Here is a 17,657-nt window from a genome sequence, read left to right on the forward strand (position 1 = left end):
AATATGATAGTAAACATAACAAAATATGTTATATAATCTAACATTAGATTTAGGGGTTATTTATTCGTACTTAAGGGGGAAATCATCATGCAAATGGGCGATTCAGTATTTATGTTTTTTTCAGCATTATTGGTTTGGATTATGACACCAGCTATTGCATTGTTTTACGGGGGCATGGTTCGAAGTAAAAACATGTTAAGTACCGCGATGTATAGCGTAGGTTCCTTAGCTGTTATATCCGTTCTTTGGATAGTAGCAGGCTATTCGTTAGCTTTTTCGACCGGTGGCAATGCTTTTATTGGTAACTTGGACTGGGTGGGATTAAAAGGAGTCGGGTTCACTCCAAACGGGGACTACAGTGCTACGATCCCGCATAATATGTTTATGATGTTTCAGCTGACATTTGCTGTACTAACAGTAGCTATTATCTCTGGGGCTTTTGCAGAGCGCATGAAGTTTTCAGCATTTATCTTATTTGCTATCCTATGGTCATTATTTGTATATGCACCAGTTGCACACTGGGTTTGGGGAGTTGGCGGATGGCTTCGTGAACTAGGAGCTATTGACTTTGCCGGAGGAAACGTCGTTCACATTTCGTCAGGTGTAGCAGGATTAGTTCTAGCTCTTGTTGTTGGAAAACGAAAAAATGCCGATGCCGCAGCACCTCACAATTTACCGTTAACTCTTTTAGGCGGAATGCTGATTTGGTTCGGGTGGTTTGGTTTTAACGTTGGAAGTTCTTTAACTATTAACAGCGTTGCAATGACGGCTTTTATTAACACGAATACAGCGGCAGCAACAGGAATTATCGGCTGGCTTGTAGTAGAGTGGATTATCAATAAAAAACCTACGCTGCTTGGAGCCGTTTCGGGAGCAATTGCTGGACTTGTAGCTATCACACCAGCTTGTGGATTCGTTACACCGTTTGCTTCTATTGTAATTGGTTTTATCGGCGGAGCGGTTTGTTTCTGGGGTATCTTCTCACTTAAAAAGAAAATCGGTTACGACGATGCGTTAGATGCATTTGGTCTTCACGGTATTGGGGGAACGTGGGGAGGTATCGCAACAGGTTTATTTGCCACAACTTCTGTAAATGACGCCGGTGCGAATGGTTTATTCTACGGAGATCCAAGTCTACTTTGGAAACAGCTGGTGGCTATCGTAGCAACGTATCTATTTGTCGGCATTGCTACATTCATTATTGTTAAAGTGGTTGGATTAATCGTATCTCTGCGTGCGACACAAGAAGAAGAAACGCTTGGGCTTGATATTACGCTGCACGGTGAAAGAGCGTATCACGAATCGAATATGTAAAAGGGGTGGGCACAGTGAGTGATGTTTTAACAAAAATTGAAATTATTACACGCCCTTCAAAGTTTGAAGAGCTTAAGCAAGAACTAGCGAAAATTGGCGTTAGCGGTATCACAGTTACAGATGCGCTGGGATGCGGGTTGCAAAAAGGCATTACGGAACTTTATAGAGGCGTTAAAAAACAAGACAATATGCACGCACGAATTAAAGTAGAAATTGTGGTGTGCGAAGTTCCAGTATCTGACGTTGTTGATAAAGCAAGAAAAGTACTAAATACAGGTCAGCCTGGAGATGGGAAAATATTTATCTATGAATTAAAAAATGCGATTAAGATCCGAACAGGGGAAGAGGGATCACAGGCATTACGAAATAATAGTTAAAGTCGGGGAGAAGTAGAAAACAAAGGGTCACATATAAGAGGCTTGGACAAAAGTATGTTAGCCAAAGTGAAAAACGAACCGTTAGTCAACATGTTTGATTAACGGTTCGTTTTCTTTGTTATGTTAAACATACATCTGTTTCGTTCCTTCTAGCAGCTGATTGGAAAGAAAGGCGAAGACTCCTGTAGGAAAAGCGGAACAGACGAGACCCTACAGGAGCGCAAGCGACTGCCCGCGGAAAGCGAAGTCTTGCGCAGAAATCAATGGCGGTGTCACAAGCAGTTCAGCTCACGTATCTCATTTGTTAGCCTTTAGATTGGATTCATTTCGTTATGTCCCAGCCTCTTTTTTAGGTTAAATAGGTGCAAAGCATGTTTTCGTAGGGTGACATGCTTTTTGTTCCATGTACTAGCCATTGGGCGAACGCTTATGATGAACCCTACTATGCTTATGCTAGATGAACCTTCTATGGGTCTTGCTCCTATCATTGTAGAACAAATATTTGAAATCATTATAGAATTAAATAAAAACGGAATGACCATTTTACTCGTTGAACAAAACGCTTATCAAGCACTGCAAATCGCACACCGAGGCTATGTGATTCAAACGGGAGAAATTATTCTACAAGGAAAAAGGACAGAATTAATTCATAATGAAAAAATAAAAGAAGCTTATTTAGCTTAAATAACAAGGGATGATTTGGATAAAGCAGGCAAGCATTGCTATTATCTGGTTTAGTTTCTTAATTAAGTAGGGAACATTTAAAATAAGATTATTGAATAAGTGAGTAATTAGGCAACCCCCTAGATGAAAGAAATGATTCAATTTAAAGCTTTTTTATAAAAAACAAAAAAAGTTGAAACTTTTTTCATTAAAAAACGTTTATAAAGTAATAGAAAAAAATGGGTACGGTTATTTACACTCAAAAAGGAAGTGAGAGCGTGGCGACGCTGAAAACTAATTATTTGACTGACTTATGCTTAATCTATAGAGAAAGTCAATTTTATGTACTGCAAATACCTAGTTTCTACAAAAAAATGGCTAGCAAATACTTTCAGTTTCAGCCTCAAGAAAAAATTATCGCGTATTTACACAGCTCTTTTATAGCAGGCCTAGATAAAAGGGGAATTTGCCTTACAAATAAGGGGATTTACTGGAAAAGCAGAGGGATGAAAAAAGGAAAAATGTTATGGGAAGAGTTCGCTAACATTCAATCCATTACCATTCGAAAAGAAGAAATGATTTGTTTTAATGACGTGGAGAAATTTCAAGTCAATCAAAACGATTACTCAGCTAGAAAGCTAGTATCTCTATTAAAAAAAATCAAGAAATTTATTCGCACTCATTCCCATGAATATATGTGTCAAGACTATATATATCCGTGTGTATCCTCAAAAGAATTAACTTCTATTTGTTCATCTTTTCAAATTCATCAAACTCCTGATCCAAAAGATGTGTTGTCGGTAGAAGGACAGCTATGTGAAGAAGTTGAAAAAGAGATGCGGAACAGGCTCTACTTACCTGCTAAAGAAAAAATTGTAGCTCATTTAAATACATATCCTCTTCAAAAAACCGAAGGGATTACCGTTTGTTCTAAAGGAATTTATTTCTCAAAATCTTTTAAAACCGTTTACTACCCTTGGCACTTATTTCGCCACGTGAGTATTTCAGTGGAAACCGAGGAATTAAAAATTGCTAAAAAACATTCGTTATCTCTCAACTCAGCTGCCGTGTCAAGCGGGGAAGTAATGCTGTTTCTGAAACAGATTAAACAACATGTGCAGGCTTTGCATGAAAAAGAAGTCGACATTAAACCAGATAATAAGTTTGCATGGAAAATGTTAATTTAAAAAACAGGTTACGCGTAATCTGTTTTTTATTTTGTAGTTCTTTAGAATCATTTATTTAGAATGTTGAAAGACATCATACAAGTAAACAAGACTAGAATATTGGAAGTTAAGAAATTTTTTCCATGACTATAAGGTTAATTTTACCAAAAACTCTTTCCTGTTTGGATAATTATGCTAAAATAGAGCTCGAGTTTATTTTAAGGAGCTGACAACAAGATGGAACGTAATTATTCAATTGATTTTATTAAGTTTTTTGCTACAGTGTTTGTGGTTTGTATTCATGTTAATCCATCACATGACGATTTCTTTTTAGGGAACCAGGAAAATGTGCTAGATGTCATTGTTGACACATTTGCACGATTCGCGGTTCCTTTTTTCTTTATTGTATCAGGTTATTTGTTTATGAATAAAATCCAAAAGCATCCAAAGCCTTCTGCATACTTAAAAAAATACACGTGGAATATTTCAAAGCTTTATGCATGTTGGTTCATCTTTTATTTATTGTTTGGTGTAGTTCTGCGCTTATTTCAGAACCACGGAACATTAGCAGAACGAAAAGATGCAGTAGCTGATTATTTAACATCATCCATCACATTCAAAGATATTTTTTATTATGGAAGTGACACAAGCGGATTTCAGCTTTGGTACTTGATTGCATTAATTTGGGCTGTTGTCATCGTTTTCTTATTTCAACGATGGAAAAAGATTGGCTTATTAATGTTTATCAGCACCGTATTATATGTAACTGGGTTATTTGGGCAGTCTTATTCTTTATTTTTTCCACTTTCTTTTCAAACGAGAGATGCCCTGTTCTTTGGTTTGTTCTATACAGTATTAGGAGCTATGTTTGCCCTTTATGGTAAGCAAATTCTGTCAGTATTAAACGCAAGGCCAATGATTTATTTAGCCAGCTTTTTTGTGTTTTCAGCGTTAGAGATCGTCGAACGTTACTGGTTGGTTAATATCCAGCATAGCAAGCCCGGAGACTACTTTATTTCTACGATTTTTTTATCGGCATCATTGTTTTTATTCGTATTGAGCAGTCCAAGTCTTGGCAAAAACTCATTTTTTTCAAAAGTTGGGAAAAATTCAGTTGGCATTTATGTAGTGCATATATGTATATTAAATGAGACCTATCGATTGCTTCGTTCTATAGATTCTTCTTTCTTTACGAATAGTGTCGTTGCCTACGTACTCATCGTTCCAGCAGTTTTTTGGTGCTCGTACTATTTATATAGAGGAATTCAATGGACAAAGGGAAAATTACATGTAAAGCCGCACAAACATTCATTTACAAAGCTACAGCATAAATAAAAAGAGCTGGCTAACTAAGCCAGCTCTTTTTATGATGCAATAGCGTACAAAAGCTGCCTTTGCAGTTGAGGGGATAAAGAAATATTTTGATACAATTCGTAAATATGATGTTCGTTCCGGTGATAACAAATCCAATCCTTGTATGTTCCTTTTAAGAAGATGCGAAAAAACACGATTCGCTTATTCGTGCCACCTGTTTTTAATTCAATTTTCAAATCATCTGTTTCTAATGTATACTGTACTGTAGAAGAGGAAAGAGCAAGTTTAGTTGTTTTTTTACTTGTTTTAATGAATTCGGCAAGTTCAATGATCTTCATTTTTTTACCTCACTCTATTGTAAATTAGGGGTATCTTATAGGTATGATGTGTACAAAGAAAATAGAATCGTTTTTTTATAGTTTAGAAGAATGATCTTCAGCCCCTTCGTTAAGGGATTTGTATAAAAGGTTGACGTTTTCTTTGAATACAAATAAAATGCATATTAAGAAGTATTTCCCTCATTGTAACTACAGAAAAAGAAGAATTAAGGGGGCTCAATATGTTGACTGACTTAGTTGTAAGTCAAAAAGTAGTCAAGGTAAATGAATTTACTGTTGTAGGAGTGCCTATTCGAACAGATGAACCTGTGGAAGAAACGGGCACAGGTCTTATTCCAGAGCACTGGCAGACTTTTTATAAACAACAGTTAGCTAATAAAATTGCCAATAAAGTAAATGGTAATACATTTGCTCTTTATACAGAATTTGAATATGATCAAAAAATGGATTTTACATTTGCTCTCGGATATGAAGTTTTACCCGGCGGCGAACTGAAAGATGATATGAGAGAGTTCATCATCCCGGAAGGTGAATACATGGTGTTTACAACAGCTGTTGGGCCAGCTAGACAGGTAGTCGTAGAGGCTTGGGCTTATATTCGCGAATGGGCTAAAAAAAATCATCGTGCCTATAAAATAGATTTTGAATTATATGATGAACGCTGTATTGATCCTGAGTACAGTCAAGTTGATATTTATGTTTCAATTTAATAGCTAGTTTTGCTAAGTAGTTAAGATGCAGAGAAACGTTTTTGCTGCGTTCTTACTTTTAACGATAGGAATAAAAAGGGGTTTAGCGAGAGTGATCAGCAACGATTTATTACAAGCTTTAAAAGACGGATATAAACAGAGAATTAAATGGGTACTTATAAGTCAAATGGCACTGTTCATCACCGTAGCAGTCATACTTGTATCAAATTTTGTCACTAAATTTTCGTTTAACCAATTAAGCTTTATTTTTGTTTTGGTTAGTATAAGTTCGCTGTTATCAGGGGTAGAGCATGTATTGTTAAAACGTGAGAAGTGGCAATGGATTTTTGATTTTATTTTAGCTGCTTTTTTTATTGGTTTATCTATTTTTTTACACCGTTAAAGCGCCTGGTTCAGCGCTTTTTTATTTTGAGCAGCTCGGCACGCAATTTTCGGGCCTTTCTAGTATAAAAAAAACAAAAATAGGTATTTATGACGAAAATAGTCAGAAAATTTAGTAAAAAAGTCTTGTATCTTGTCTTTATTTCGATTATGATAAGTTTACACCCTTCGTATTCACTCCTTTGGATGTCAGTACCTCTATTTTTACACTACAGAAAAGAGGTGAAGTCATTTCTTCAGTTTTCTTGCTAGCCTGCATACTAACCCTTTTAGCTATTTTATTTAGTAGCAACTACCCTCAAAATTAAAGGAGAGATCCGCGCTTATGTCAAAAGCTCCTGTAAAAAACGAAATTGAACTTCAACTATCTGAAACGCACTTTTTTCAACTGCTTGATTTAATTTATTTAGGTAACTGGATGGTCACAGCATGTTCTGGAGTGGAAGATGAGCATGCACAAGAATATACGGATGTAGAAAAACAAATGTTTTCTCATGCAGAGCCTTTCCTTGAAAAAGGACCTTTTCACACGCTAAACAGTGAGGTTATGTTTACAGAAGAACATGAGGATTCTCTTCAAGATATTATTGGAGAATACGATAACGAAGTGTTTTGGGAAGCGCTAGCCTATCGCATGGCTAAACGAGATGTGATAGAACAAATAGGACCCATTAAAGAAATAAAAAATGAAGTTTTTATGCAAATTTTTCATCGAGAAATGGAGTATATACGAGAGTTTGAGACAAATGGAATTAAACGAATAACCATACCTCCTTTGCAGTAAAGGAGACAAATCGGCTTTCAAATTTGAAGGCCGATTTGCTGTTAAGCTGAAGCTTTTCTATTCCGTCTGAAAGGCGGGAAAGATCGGTATGTAAAGCTCCGCCATAACCATTCACACGGACCGTAATAGAAATAATAAAGCCACCACTTATTAAAAAAAAGCTGGAGTGTATATATAATGAGACAAATAATCGTGCTTTCTGTTAAAGTAAGAGTTCCGTATAAACCAAAGTCTCTAACCATCCACAGGCAAATTAAAGTTTGGCTAAGGTAAGTTGTTAATGCCATTGTTCCACTATACTTAAAAAGACCCAGCATCGAAGCGTAAGGAGAAAATTGCAGGAATAACAGTAAGGTGGTAAGATAAAAAAAACATAGAAAAATGCCGCTCAAACTTGTAAAAAGGTGAATGGCCGACTGCTGATAGAGTCCATATTTTAAAATTTCTAGTTTTAAGATAGCGAGAATGATAGTTAAAGTAAAACCTGCTGCACCTGTTATTAACTGAATTTTCTTAAAAAAGGAACGATTTTGTTCGATACTATGTACTAATTCTTTTTTAGCAGTATATAAGCCAAATAAAAACATAGAAAATACGGGAAAGATAGAAAACGGTAGATTTAATAGCATAGGTACCACTTCAATATTCAAACGATAAAACAGCCAAGATAAATAGTCTGCTTGCCTGTAGGTGGATAAATATTGGACTAAGGCATGTTCATGTAAAACCTTATACTCCAACTGAGCCTCCTGCAAGACGTGGGCTGTAATAAAAAACTGCATGCAAGCCAAAAGATAAAAAAAGCATAGCAAGCCTATTGCCCACAGCAAAATCGTCTTGGTTTTTTGATTATAAAAAAACAACAATAAAAAACCGCCAATAGCATACACATGCAAAATGTCTCCATACCAGAAAAAGACAAGATGAAAAAGCCCGATTAATAGCAAAGAAGCCATTCTTCTTGACCATAAAGCAGCGGCAAAGTAATGCTTTTCTTCAGCTCTACGCAAAAAGATTCCGCATCCAAGTCCAAATAAAAAAGAAAAAATCGTAAAAAACTTTCCTTGAACAAACAGCAGCAGGAATAAATCAATATAAGCATCGATTCCTTTATATTCATAAGGAATATCGTACATTTGAAAAATAAATATCGGATAAGCAAAAGCAGGGATATTTACTAAGAAAATGCCTAGCAAAGCAATACCCCGAATAATATCAAGAACAACAAGGCGTTCGTTAAGGGGAAGTGGAGAAGGATTCATCACTGTCGCTCCTTTTTGTTAGATATGTACATCTTAACACGGCAGTGGCGAAAAAATAGGGGGGAATATAAAAAAATAAGCGGAAAGATTCATAGCTTTATGAACAAAAAAGTTGGATAATAATGGTATGGTTACTCATATCAAATACGAAAGGTGGAGAAAAAGATGAAAACAGCACTTGTGTTAGGTGGAACTCGTTTTTTTGGAAAAAATTTAGTCCAGACATTGCTCTCTAAAGGAGTTAAGGTTACGTTAGCAACGCGAGGTAAAACACCAGATGATTTCGGCGACCGAGTTGAACGGATTTTTCTTGATCGTGTAGAAAAAGATTCTGTAATCGAAACAACACGAGGAAGAAAATGGGATGTTATCTTCGATCAAATATGCTATTCTTCACACGGCGCAGCTGTGGCTGTTGAAGCTTTTCGTCATAGTACGAGTCACTATGTACTCACCTCGACTCTTTCAGTATACGGTTCTTTAGAAAAAACGTGTCATGAAGAAGATTTTGACCCATACAAGTATCCTATTTCATATACACGCCGTGAAAATATTTCCTACCAAGAAGGAAAACGCCAAGCTGAAGCGGTATTTTTTCAAAAAGCACCGTTTTCGGTAACGGCTGTCCGTTTTCCAATTGTAATGGGAAAAGATGATTATACGGATCGTTTACGTTTTCACGTAGAAAAAATTATGCATGAAGAAGAAATTGGTGTACCGGCTATCGAAGCGGAAATGAACTTTATTTCACAGGAAGAAGCTGGTGAATTTTTAGTCTGGTGTGCAGAGCAGAAGCTAAAAGGGCCGATTAATGCTTGTTCAAATGGTACCATTTCACTCAAAAATTTATTTTCATATATTGAACAGGCAGCGGGTAAAACAGCAAAAACAACCTCTCGTTTAACAGACGAAAATAGTTCTCCGTACGGAGTAGATCATTCTTGGACAATGAGCAATGAAAAAGCTAGCTTTTGGGGATATTCATTTACAAATCTGCAGGACTGGCTGCCATCATTAATCAAAGCTTACGTTGAAAGCGAAAAGAAAGTACCTTTAAGTTAAGAGAAAACAAAGACTGCGCTGTTTAGCAGTCTTTTTGCTGTTACAAGCAGAACATTTTTATTTTATACATAAAAAGGGTACGCTAGGTACACATCATTATATAGAAGGAAGAAGGATAAACTATGGCAAAACACCATTTTCACCTGCAAGCAAATTGGCCAGGAGGTCGAAATGAAGTAGGTACAATTGAATCAGGACAATTAAAAACACAAATTTCTATTCCGCCAGAAATGGACGGGCCAGGAGTAGGAACAAATCCAGATGAAATGCTGCTAGGAGCAGCAGCCACTTGCTATATTATCACGCTTGCGGCGATGTTCGAAAGAAGCGGAATCCGTCAGGAAGCTTTAACGATGGAATCAGAAGCTGTTGTGGACGTAACGAATGGTGTATTCACATACGAAAAAATTATTCACAAACCTCACGTTATCATCACACCTGAACTTACGGCTCAAGAAGAAAAAATCAGTCGACTTATAAAAAAAGCAGAAACATCCTGTATGATTTCAAGAGCTATCCAAGGAAATGTTGAAATTGAATTAGAGCCCCGGCTCACAGTAAAAGCGTAATGAGTTCATTACGCTTTTTTTATGTTTATTTCTAAAAAATAGCACATTTAAGATTGTAAAATACTCAAATTTGAATATAATAATTTAAGTAGTTATCATTTCTGTTCATCAAGAAAGATGATGCGAAAGGAGGAACTGAAATGGTTTCATCGGAAAAACATATTCGTTTTATCGTAGCAGGATTGCTGCTCGGTATTTTTATGTCAGCCATGGATAATACCATCGTAGCGACGGCTATGGGGAAAATCATTTCTGATCTAGGTGGGTTAGATAAGTTTGTTTGGGTTACGTCCGCCTATATGGTTGCCGTGATGGCAGGTATGCCGATATTTGGTAAACTGTCTGATATGTACGGTCGTAAACGGTTTTTTATTTTTGGATTGACGGTATTTTTACTTGGATCTGCATTGTGTGGCCTAGCGCAAAGCATTGTGCAGCTAAGTATCTACCGGGCGATTCAAGGGATTGGAGGAGGAGCGCTTCTTCCGATTGCTTTTACCATTGTATTTGATATTTTCCCTCCCGAAAAGCGCGGGAAGATGACTGGATTACTAGGTGCTGTTTTTGGCTCAGCAAGCGTATTTGGCCCGCTTCTTGGTGCCTACATTACAGAATATATCAGCTGGCACTGGGTGTTTTATGTGAACGTGCCGATTGGACTTTTGTCATTATTTTTTATCGTACGCTTTTATAAAGAGTCAAAAAGTCATAAAAAGCAAAAAATTGACTGGGCTGGTGCAGCCACTCTTGTAATTTCAGTAGTCAGTTTAATGTTTGCTCTTGAGCTTGGAGGAAAAGAGTATGAGTGGTCTTCTCCACAAATTTTATCTCTTTTCGTTATCTTTGCTGTGGCGCTATCATTCTTCTTTTTTGTAGAAAAACGGGCGCAAGAGCCGATTATTTCGTTTTGGATGTTCAAACGCCGTTTATTTGCAACATCACAAATTCTCGCTTTCTTATACGGAGCAACGTTTATTATTTTAACGGTATTTATTCCTATTTTCGTTCAAGCTGTTTATGGAGGTTCTGCTACAAATGCAGGTTTAATTTTAACTCCAATGATGTTAGGGTCGGTAGCAGGAAGTGCGATCGGCGGGATTTTTCTTACAAAAACAAGCTTCCGAAATTTAATGGTTATGTCCGTTTTCTCATTTGCAGTAGGAATGTTTTTATTAGGAACAATGGAACCTGATACACCTCGTTGGATGCTAACGGTATTCATGATTTTGACTGGGTTTGGCGTAGGATTTAGCTTTTCTCTTTTACCAACTTCGTCAACGCATAAGCTGGATCCACAGTTTAGAGGTTCTGCCAACTCAACGAACTCATTTGCGCGTTCTTTAGGAATGACGCTGGGAGTTACGATTTTTGGAACGATTCAAAGCAATACATTTACAAATGAGCTGCAGCGCAATTTTCAAGGTATGGGAAATGGATCACAAGGAGCATTTTCTCAAATAGGAGATCCGAGTGCAGTTTTTCAATCAAGTGCCCGAAACAGCATTCCGCCTCAAATATTAGATAAGATTGTTGATGCTATGTCTACATCGATCACGTATGCCTTTATACTTGCTCTTATTCCAATTGCAGTAGCTATCATTACTGTCTTTTTAATGGGAAATGAACGAGTGGAAGTTCCCCCTAAAAAGCGGGTAGAAGCTAAGGAACCTGCAGCTCAAAAATAGAAAAAGCACGAAGATTTTCGTGCTTTTTTTACTAAATAAGATGCATGTCAAGAGGTGAAAGGTGTTATGAGTGTTAAATTAGTCATATTGGGTTTATTAATGGAAGGAAACAAGCACCCTTATGAAATTCAGCAAACCATTAATGAAAGACAAATGAAGCACTATATTAAACTGGCAAGCGGCTCTTTATATTATGCTTTTGATACGCTTGAAAAAAATCAGCTGGTGAAAGTAGTCGATGTGATTCGAGAGACGAACAGACCTGAAAAGACCGTTTATTCTATCACGGATGCAGGAAGAGAAGAATTTGAGCGCCTTTATTTTGAACAGCTATTAAAAAAAGAGCATATGCATAGACCAGTTTATGCTGCGCTTTCATTTACTTCTTACGTCGATCAAGAAAAAGTGGCTTCTTCTTTAGAAAAAAAGATTGAGGAAACGGCAGCTTATTTAGAAAAAATGCAAAATTTGTACCAAGTTAAAAAGGTGGATCATTCCATTGCAAATCTGTCGATCATTATGCGCACGATTATGCATTTGAAAGTAGAACTAACTTGGTTCACTCATTTACTCGAAGCGGCGAAAAGCAACAAGCTTACAGAAGTAGATGATGGTTATTTTGAAGACGTTGAAAAAATCGTAGATGAGTTTTAAAAAAGAAGCAAAACGCTGCTTCTTTTTTTTAATAGTCATAAAATATATTTCAAGCAATTTAATTTTGCCAAAAGCTAGGTCAATAACAATTAATTAACACCTGATTCGACCTTTAATCAGCTTTACTTATAAAACGCTTTCAAAAAGTAGTAAGACTATTAAAAAAGTAAAAAAAATTAAAGAAATATAGCGATTTCATTTTGATTGACGAGTAAAAGAGTGGTAAAATATAAGCAGATATCAGATACACACGCAGTGAGATTTATCACTCGTTGTAAAGATGTCAGACGATAAGGTAATCGACATTCAAAATGGAAAGATTGTTGAGTACGACAATTATTATAACTCGTTGGGGGTTTTATCATGGGTAACGAAACGTCGAATAGAGGGGAGCCTTGGCAAGGATTTTTGGGTCCGAACTATGGCTATGTATTAGAACAGTATGAGTTATATGAAGAGCAGTCAGATCTAGTAGATCCAGAGTTAAAGGAATTATTTGATTATTGGGGTGCTCCTCCATTAAACGAAAGCGAGCAGGTTCAGAAAGCTGAATACGCACAGGCTGCACCTTCAGCTAACACATCTAAAATTGCATCGGCTATTAAGCTAGCGGAAAACATCCGTGCTTATGGTCATCTATACGCATCAATTAAACCTCTTGAAAGCGAGAAGAAAGATCCTGTCTTGCTTCACTTGGAAGATTACAATTTAACGCAAGAAGATTTGAAATCAATTCCGGTTGATATTTTATGTACGAATGCGCCATCACACGTCAAAAATGGTTTAGACGCAATTAACTATTTAACAGATGTCTACACAAAAACCATTGCGTTTGAATTTCATCACGTACATAACATGGAAGAGAATAAGTGGCTGACTGATATGGTCGAGTCAGGTGCTATTTTCCAACCTCTTTCAAATGAGAAAAGAACTTCTGTATTAAAGCGTTTAACAGAAGTAGAAGGCTTTGAACAATTTTTACACCGTACATTTGTCGGACAAAAACGTTTTTCTATTGAAGGCGTAGATATGTTAATTCCACTTGTAGATGAATTGATCGCACGCTCAGTGGAAACAAGCCCAAAAACGGTTAATATCGGTATGGCTCATCGTGGACGCTTAAATGTATTGGCCCACGTATTAGGCAAGCCGTATGAAATGATTTTTGCAGAATTCCAGCATGCACCTAATAAGGAATTAGTTCCTTCAGAAGGTTCAATCGGTATCAACTACGGCTGGACGGGAGACGTAAAATATCACCTGGGTGCTGACAAACAAATTAAAGCAGAAAACACAGTTCGAGCTCGTTTGACATTGGCTAGCAACCCTAGTCACTTGGAGTTTGTTAATCCGGTTGTGGAAGGGTTTACAAGAGCGGCTCAAGATGAGCGTGATGTGAATGGATACCCAAAACAAGATGTAAAAAAATCGTTCGCGATTTTAATTCACGGAGATGCTGCGTTCCCTGGTGAAGGTATTGTACAAGAAACGCTGAACTTAAATCAATTGACTGGTTATCAAACAGGTGGAACAATCCACATTATTGCTAACAACATGATTGGATTTACAACAGAAAGCGTCGATTCTCGTTCAACGAAATATGCAAGTGACTTAGCCAAAGGGTTTGAAATTCCAATTGTTCACGTAAATGCGGATGATCCGGAAGCCTGTTTAGCTGCTGCTTATTTTGCTTATGAGTATCGCAGACGCTTTAACAAAGATTTCTTGATTGATTTAATTGGATACCGTCGATTTGGCCACAATGAAATGGATGAACCGTCTGTAACGCAGCCGAAGATGTATGAAATTGTGACAAAACGTCCAACCGTTCGTGCTATGTATGCAAAGCAGCTTGAAGAACAAAACGTGATTCAAAGCGGCCAAGCAGATCAAATTAATGAAGAGTTACAAGCGAAGTTAAAAGCAGCTTATGAGAAAGTACCGCCAAAAGCTGAAAAGCAACATAGAATTATGGAAATGCCACAAGCAGTCTTCAAAGGAATTTCAGATATTGATACATCGGTTACAAAAGAAGAGCTGTTTGAAGTGAATCAAGAGCTGGTGAAATACCCTGAAGGATTTAACGTATTTCCAAAACTTGATCGCATCTTATCTAAACGTGCCAAAGCGTTTGAAGAAAATGAAAGCGTAGATTGGTCATTGGGTGAAGCATTTGCATTTGCTACGATTTTAAGAGACGGCACGCCAATTCGTATTACAGGCCAGGACTCTGAACGCGGTACGTTTGCACATAGACATCTTGTTCTGCATGATCATAAGACAGGGGATGTTTACTCACCACTACACGCAATGAAGAACGTAAGCGCTTCCTTTGATATCCGTAACAGTCCATTATCTGAAGGATCCGTGCTTGGATTTGAATACGGCTATAATGTATTTGCTCCTGAAACGCTTGTTCTTTGGGAAGCACAGTTCGGTGATTTTGCCAATGCAGGTCAAGTTATTATTGACCAGTTTATTGCCGCAGGCCGTGCTAAGTGGGGACAAAAATCTGGAATGGTCTTATTGCTGCCACACGGCCATGAAGGTCAAGGGCCAGAACACTCAAGCGCTCGTCTAGAACGTTATTTACAGCTAGCTGGAGAAAACAACTGGACAATCGCAAACGTAACAAGCGCTGCGCAATATTTCCATTTACTTCGACGACAAGCTGCCATTTTACAGCGCGAAGAAGTAAGACCGCTAGTAGTTATGACACCAAAAAGTTTGCTTCGTAATGCTTTTAGTGTGTCAAACCTTGAAGAGTTTACAAAAGGCTCTTTCCGCTTAGTAGTAGAACAGCCTGGATTAGGCAAAAAAGAAGATGCAGTTGAACGAATCGTTCTGTGCAGCGGAAAAATCAGTAGTGAATTAACGGAACGCTTGAACAAAGCAGAAGATGATAAAGATTGGCTACACGTCCTTCGTCTAGAACAAATTTATCCGTTCCCAAGACGCGTAATTGCTGAAATCTTTGCTCGCTATAAAAATTTAAAAGAGATTGTCTGGTTACAAGAAGAGCCCGAAAACATGGGCGCATGGAACTATGTAGAAGATCGACTGCGTGAAGTAGCACCAGAAGGAGCTACGGTTGACTACATCGGCCGCACAAGACGCTCAAGTCCAGCTGAAGGAGATCCAACAGTTCACAGACAAGAACAAGAACGTATTTTACAAGATGCATTAACTAAAAATGAAATTGCTAACGACGTTGTTACACGATAAGGAAGGGGAATGAACCATGGGAGAGATTAAAGTACCGGAATTAGCAGAATCAATTTCTGAAGGAACAGTTGCACAGTGGCTAAAACAAGTAGGAGATTTCGTTGAAAAAGGCGATTATATCGTTGAACTTGAAACAGATAAAGTTAACGTTGAAATTACAGCTGAAGACTCTGGTGTGTTAACGGAACTTCTTGCTGGCGAAGGCGACACAGTGCAAGTTGGTGAAACAATTGCACGTCTTGAAGCGAAAGAAGGAGCTTCAGCACCAGCAGCACCAAAAGCTGAAGAAAAACCAGCAGAGGAAGCACCAAAGCAAGAAGCGGCTCCAGCTCAGCAAAAAACTGTTGAAGAAGTAGCGCCAGCAGCTGAAGCGCCTCAGCAAGGAAATCAAAAACAATGGCTAATTGCTTCTCCTGCAGCTCGCAAAGCAGCAAGAGAACGCGGGATTAAGCTAGATCAAGTGCCAACTACTGATCCTCTTGGCCGTGTGCGCAAACATGATATTGATTCGTATGCAGACCAAAAATCAAATGAGCAAAAGCAGCAGGCACAAGCAAGTAAGCCAGCTAACCCGGTATCTCCGTCTCCAGCGGCAAGTGAAAATAGCGACAAACCTGTTGAACGCGAACGTATGTCACGTCGTCGTCAAACAATTGCCAAACGTCTCGTTGAAGTTCAGCAAACAGCGGCTATGCTAACAACGTTTAACGAAGTAGACATGACTGCTGTTATGGCTCTTCGCAAACGACGCAAAGACAAATTCTTTGAACAGCACGACGTAAGACTTGGCTTTATGTCATTCTTTACAAAAGCAGTAGTAGCAGCACTTAAAAAGTATCCATTATTAAATGCTGAAATTCAAGGAAACGAGTTATTAATTAAGAAATTCTATGATATCGGTATTGCTGTGTCAGCTCCAGACGGTCTTGTTGTTCCAGTTGTACGTGATGCTGACCGCAAAACATTCGCTGGTATCGAAGGATCTATCGTTGATTTAGCGAAAAAAGCGCGCGACAACAAATTAGCATTAAAAGATTTACAAGGTGGAACGTTCACAATTACAAACGGCGGCGTATTCGGTTCATTAATGTCTACACCAATTTTAAACGGGCCTCAAGTTGGTATTTTAGGAATGCATAAAGTTCAGCTTCGTCCGGTAGCAATTGATGAAGAGCGTATCGAAAATCGTCCGATGATGTACATTGCACTTTCTTACGATCACCGTATCGTTGACGGCAAAGAAGCCGTAAGCTTCCTAGCTACTGTTAAAGAACTATTAGAAGATCCAGAATCTTTATTACTAGAAGGTTAATAAAAAGAACCTGCTATTTTCTTAGAGAATAGCAGGTTCTTTTATGTTCTTTTAATGCCTGCAACATAAGCAGGACCCAAAAAAGTCATGCTAGCGAGTGTCAGGGCCATTTCTTCCGGTGACTGCTTCATACCTTGTTCTAACCAGTGCTGAATAACTCCAAGATGCGCTGACGTTACGTAAGATATTAAATGTTCAAGTGGAACAAGCGGAGGCGTTTTATTATCAATGAGCTCTAATTTTTCGAGCATATTGGTTTTCATAACTTCTTTAATTTTAAGATGAAAGCCAGGGTTGCCTTTTGGACCAAGCATAACCTGCATAAAACGTGCATTTTCTTGAATATATTCAAAAAGTGTAATAATAAACGGCAAAGGCTGTTCTTTCAAATTAGCAGACACAATCTCATTGGGATTTGCTTTTTTGATAAATTCTTTTATTTCTTGAATAACTTCATTTTCGCTTTTTTCAAGCAAATCGTATTTGTCTTGGTAGTGTAAATAAAAAGTTCCGCGATTAATATCCGCTTTGTTCGTCAAATCCCTGACCGTTACGCCTTCAAACCCTTTCTCTTCCATTAATTCTGTCAAAGCATCTCGGATAAATCTTTTCGTTCGAATAATTCTGCGATCTGTTTTTGAATTCCCCACGGCTTTTAAACACCTACTTTTTCTTTAATAATGAACAGTTATATGCTTTGTGTTAAGTAATCGACATTCCCGCTATTATTGCATATTGAGAATACAGGTAATTTCATTATAATTTACATAGTGACCACTAATCAACATCATGTACATTATCTTTTCGTTAACGTGTATATCCTTAAAACAAAAAGGAGAGA

The 17,657-nt window shown here is 37.7% G+C and carries 16 protein-coding genes and 1 pseudogene; 14 read left to right on the top strand and 3 right to left on the bottom strand.

The window, feature by feature from the left end:
• Window positions 1–87 precede the first annotated feature (87 nt).
• The 5 genes and pseudogenes from AC0C45_RS15655 to AC0C45_RS15675 all read left to right on the top strand — a co-directional run bounded on the left by AC0C45_RS15655 (window position 88) and on the right by AC0C45_RS15675 (window position 4,855).
• Window positions 88–1,314 carry an ammonium transporter gene (locus tag AC0C45_RS15655; protein WP_034650955.1) on the top strand — a complete coding sequence of 409 codons (1,227 nt, stop codon included), beginning with the start codon at window positions 88–90 and terminating at the stop codon, window positions 1,312–1,314.
• Between the two features lie 14 nt (window positions 1,315–1,328).
• A complete protein-coding gene (locus AC0C45_RS15660) occupies window positions 1,329–1,691 on the top strand; it encodes a P-II family nitrogen regulator (RefSeq protein ID WP_013057611.1) in 363 nt (120 codons plus the stop codon).
• Window positions 1,692–2,096: 405 nt separating this feature from the next.
• Window positions 2,097–2,375, top strand: a pseudogene (locus AC0C45_RS15665) (ATP-binding cassette domain-containing protein); the annotation flags it as partial.
• A gap of 257 nt (window positions 2,376–2,632) precedes the next feature.
• Entirely contained in the window at window positions 2,633–3,541 is a 909-nt protein-coding gene (locus tag AC0C45_RS15670; protein WP_034650958.1) for a hypothetical protein, read from the top strand.
• Window positions 3,542–3,757: 216 nt separating this feature from the next.
• Window positions 3,758–4,855 (top strand): acyltransferase, encoded by a 1,098-nt coding sequence (locus tag AC0C45_RS15675; RefSeq protein ID WP_034650961.1) that lies wholly within the window; start codon window positions 3,758–3,760, stop codon window positions 4,853–4,855.
• 29 nt (window positions 4,856–4,884) lie between these two features.
• Here AC0C45_RS15675 and AC0C45_RS15680 read toward each other — a convergent pair whose 3' ends face one another.
• Window positions 4,885–5,172, bottom strand: coding sequence for a hypothetical protein (locus AC0C45_RS15680; RefSeq protein WP_013057603.1), 288 nt, complete (start codon window positions 5,170–5,172; stop codon window positions 4,885–4,887).
• Window positions 5,173–5,393: 221 nt separating this feature from the next.
• On the opposite strand from AC0C45_RS15680, the gene AC0C45_RS15685 reads away from it, so the two are divergent.
• From AC0C45_RS15685 to AC0C45_RS15695, 3 genes are all read left to right on the top strand, one after another.
• On the top strand, window positions 5,394–5,882 hold the full coding sequence (locus tag AC0C45_RS15685; RefSeq protein ID WP_013083710.1) for a GyrI-like domain-containing protein: 489 nt from the start codon (window positions 5,394–5,396) through the stop codon (window positions 5,880–5,882).
• A gap of 91 nt (window positions 5,883–5,973) precedes the next feature.
• Complete coding sequence (locus tag AC0C45_RS15690) at window positions 5,974–6,264, top strand: hypothetical protein (protein WP_013057601.1); 291 nt, start codon at window positions 5,974–5,976, stop codon at window positions 6,262–6,264.
• A gap of 324 nt (window positions 6,265–6,588) precedes the next feature.
• Complete coding sequence (locus tag AC0C45_RS15695; protein WP_016764637.1) at window positions 6,589–7,047, top strand: hypothetical protein; 459 nt, start codon at window positions 6,589–6,591, stop codon at window positions 7,045–7,047.
• A gap of 41 nt (window positions 7,048–7,088) precedes the next feature.
• Here AC0C45_RS15695 and AC0C45_RS15700 read toward each other — a convergent pair whose 3' ends face one another.
• The gene (locus tag AC0C45_RS15700) at window positions 7,089–8,309 is read right to left on the bottom strand and encodes a DUF418 domain-containing protein (protein WP_472928252.1); all 1,221 of its coding nucleotides are present in this window, start codon (window positions 8,307–8,309) and stop codon (window positions 7,089–7,091) included.
• 165 nt (window positions 8,310–8,474) lie between these two features.
• On the opposite strand from AC0C45_RS15700, the gene AC0C45_RS15705 reads away from it, so the two are divergent.
• The 6 genes from AC0C45_RS15705 to odhB all read left to right on the top strand — a co-directional run bounded on the left by AC0C45_RS15705 (window position 8,475) and on the right by odhB (window position 16,816).
• Window positions 8,475–9,371 carry an NAD-dependent epimerase/dehydratase family protein gene (locus AC0C45_RS15705; RefSeq protein ID WP_171777037.1) on the top strand — a complete coding sequence of 299 codons (897 nt, stop codon included), beginning with the start codon at window positions 8,475–8,477 and terminating at the stop codon, window positions 9,369–9,371.
• 122 nt (window positions 9,372–9,493) lie between these two features.
• Window positions 9,494–9,940, top strand: a complete 447-nt coding sequence (locus AC0C45_RS15710) for an OsmC family protein (RefSeq protein WP_013083706.1) — start codon at window positions 9,494–9,496, stop codon at window positions 9,938–9,940.
• 140 nt (window positions 9,941–10,080) lie between these two features.
• A complete protein-coding gene (locus AC0C45_RS15715; RefSeq protein ID WP_237892472.1) occupies window positions 10,081–11,625 on the top strand; it encodes an MDR family MFS transporter in 1,545 nt (514 codons plus the stop codon).
• 66 nt (window positions 11,626–11,691) lie between these two features.
• A complete protein-coding gene (locus tag AC0C45_RS15720; RefSeq protein WP_013083704.1) occupies window positions 11,692–12,279 on the top strand; it encodes a PadR family transcriptional regulator in 588 nt (195 codons plus the stop codon).
• Between the two features lie 363 nt (window positions 12,280–12,642).
• Window positions 12,643–15,504 (top strand): 2-oxoglutarate dehydrogenase E1 component, encoded by a 2,862-nt coding sequence (sucA, locus tag AC0C45_RS15725; RefSeq protein WP_047932406.1) that lies wholly within the window; start codon window positions 12,643–12,645, stop codon window positions 15,502–15,504.
• Between the two features lie 16 nt (window positions 15,505–15,520).
• Window positions 15,521–16,816 (top strand): 2-oxoglutarate dehydrogenase complex dihydrolipoyllysine-residue succinyltransferase, encoded by a 1,296-nt coding sequence (gene odhB / locus AC0C45_RS15730; RefSeq protein ID WP_014459542.1) that lies wholly within the window; start codon window positions 15,521–15,523, stop codon window positions 16,814–16,816.
• 41 nt (window positions 16,817–16,857) lie between these two features.
• Here the strand turns inward: odhB and AC0C45_RS15735 are convergent, their stop codons facing one another.
• Complete coding sequence (locus AC0C45_RS15735) at window positions 16,858–17,466, bottom strand: TetR/AcrR family transcriptional regulator (protein ID WP_047932405.1); 609 nt, start codon at window positions 17,464–17,466, stop codon at window positions 16,858–16,860.
• Between the last annotated feature and the right edge of the window lie 191 nt (window positions 17,467–17,657).

The organism is Priestia sp. VA7 (genome assembly GCF_055710015.1).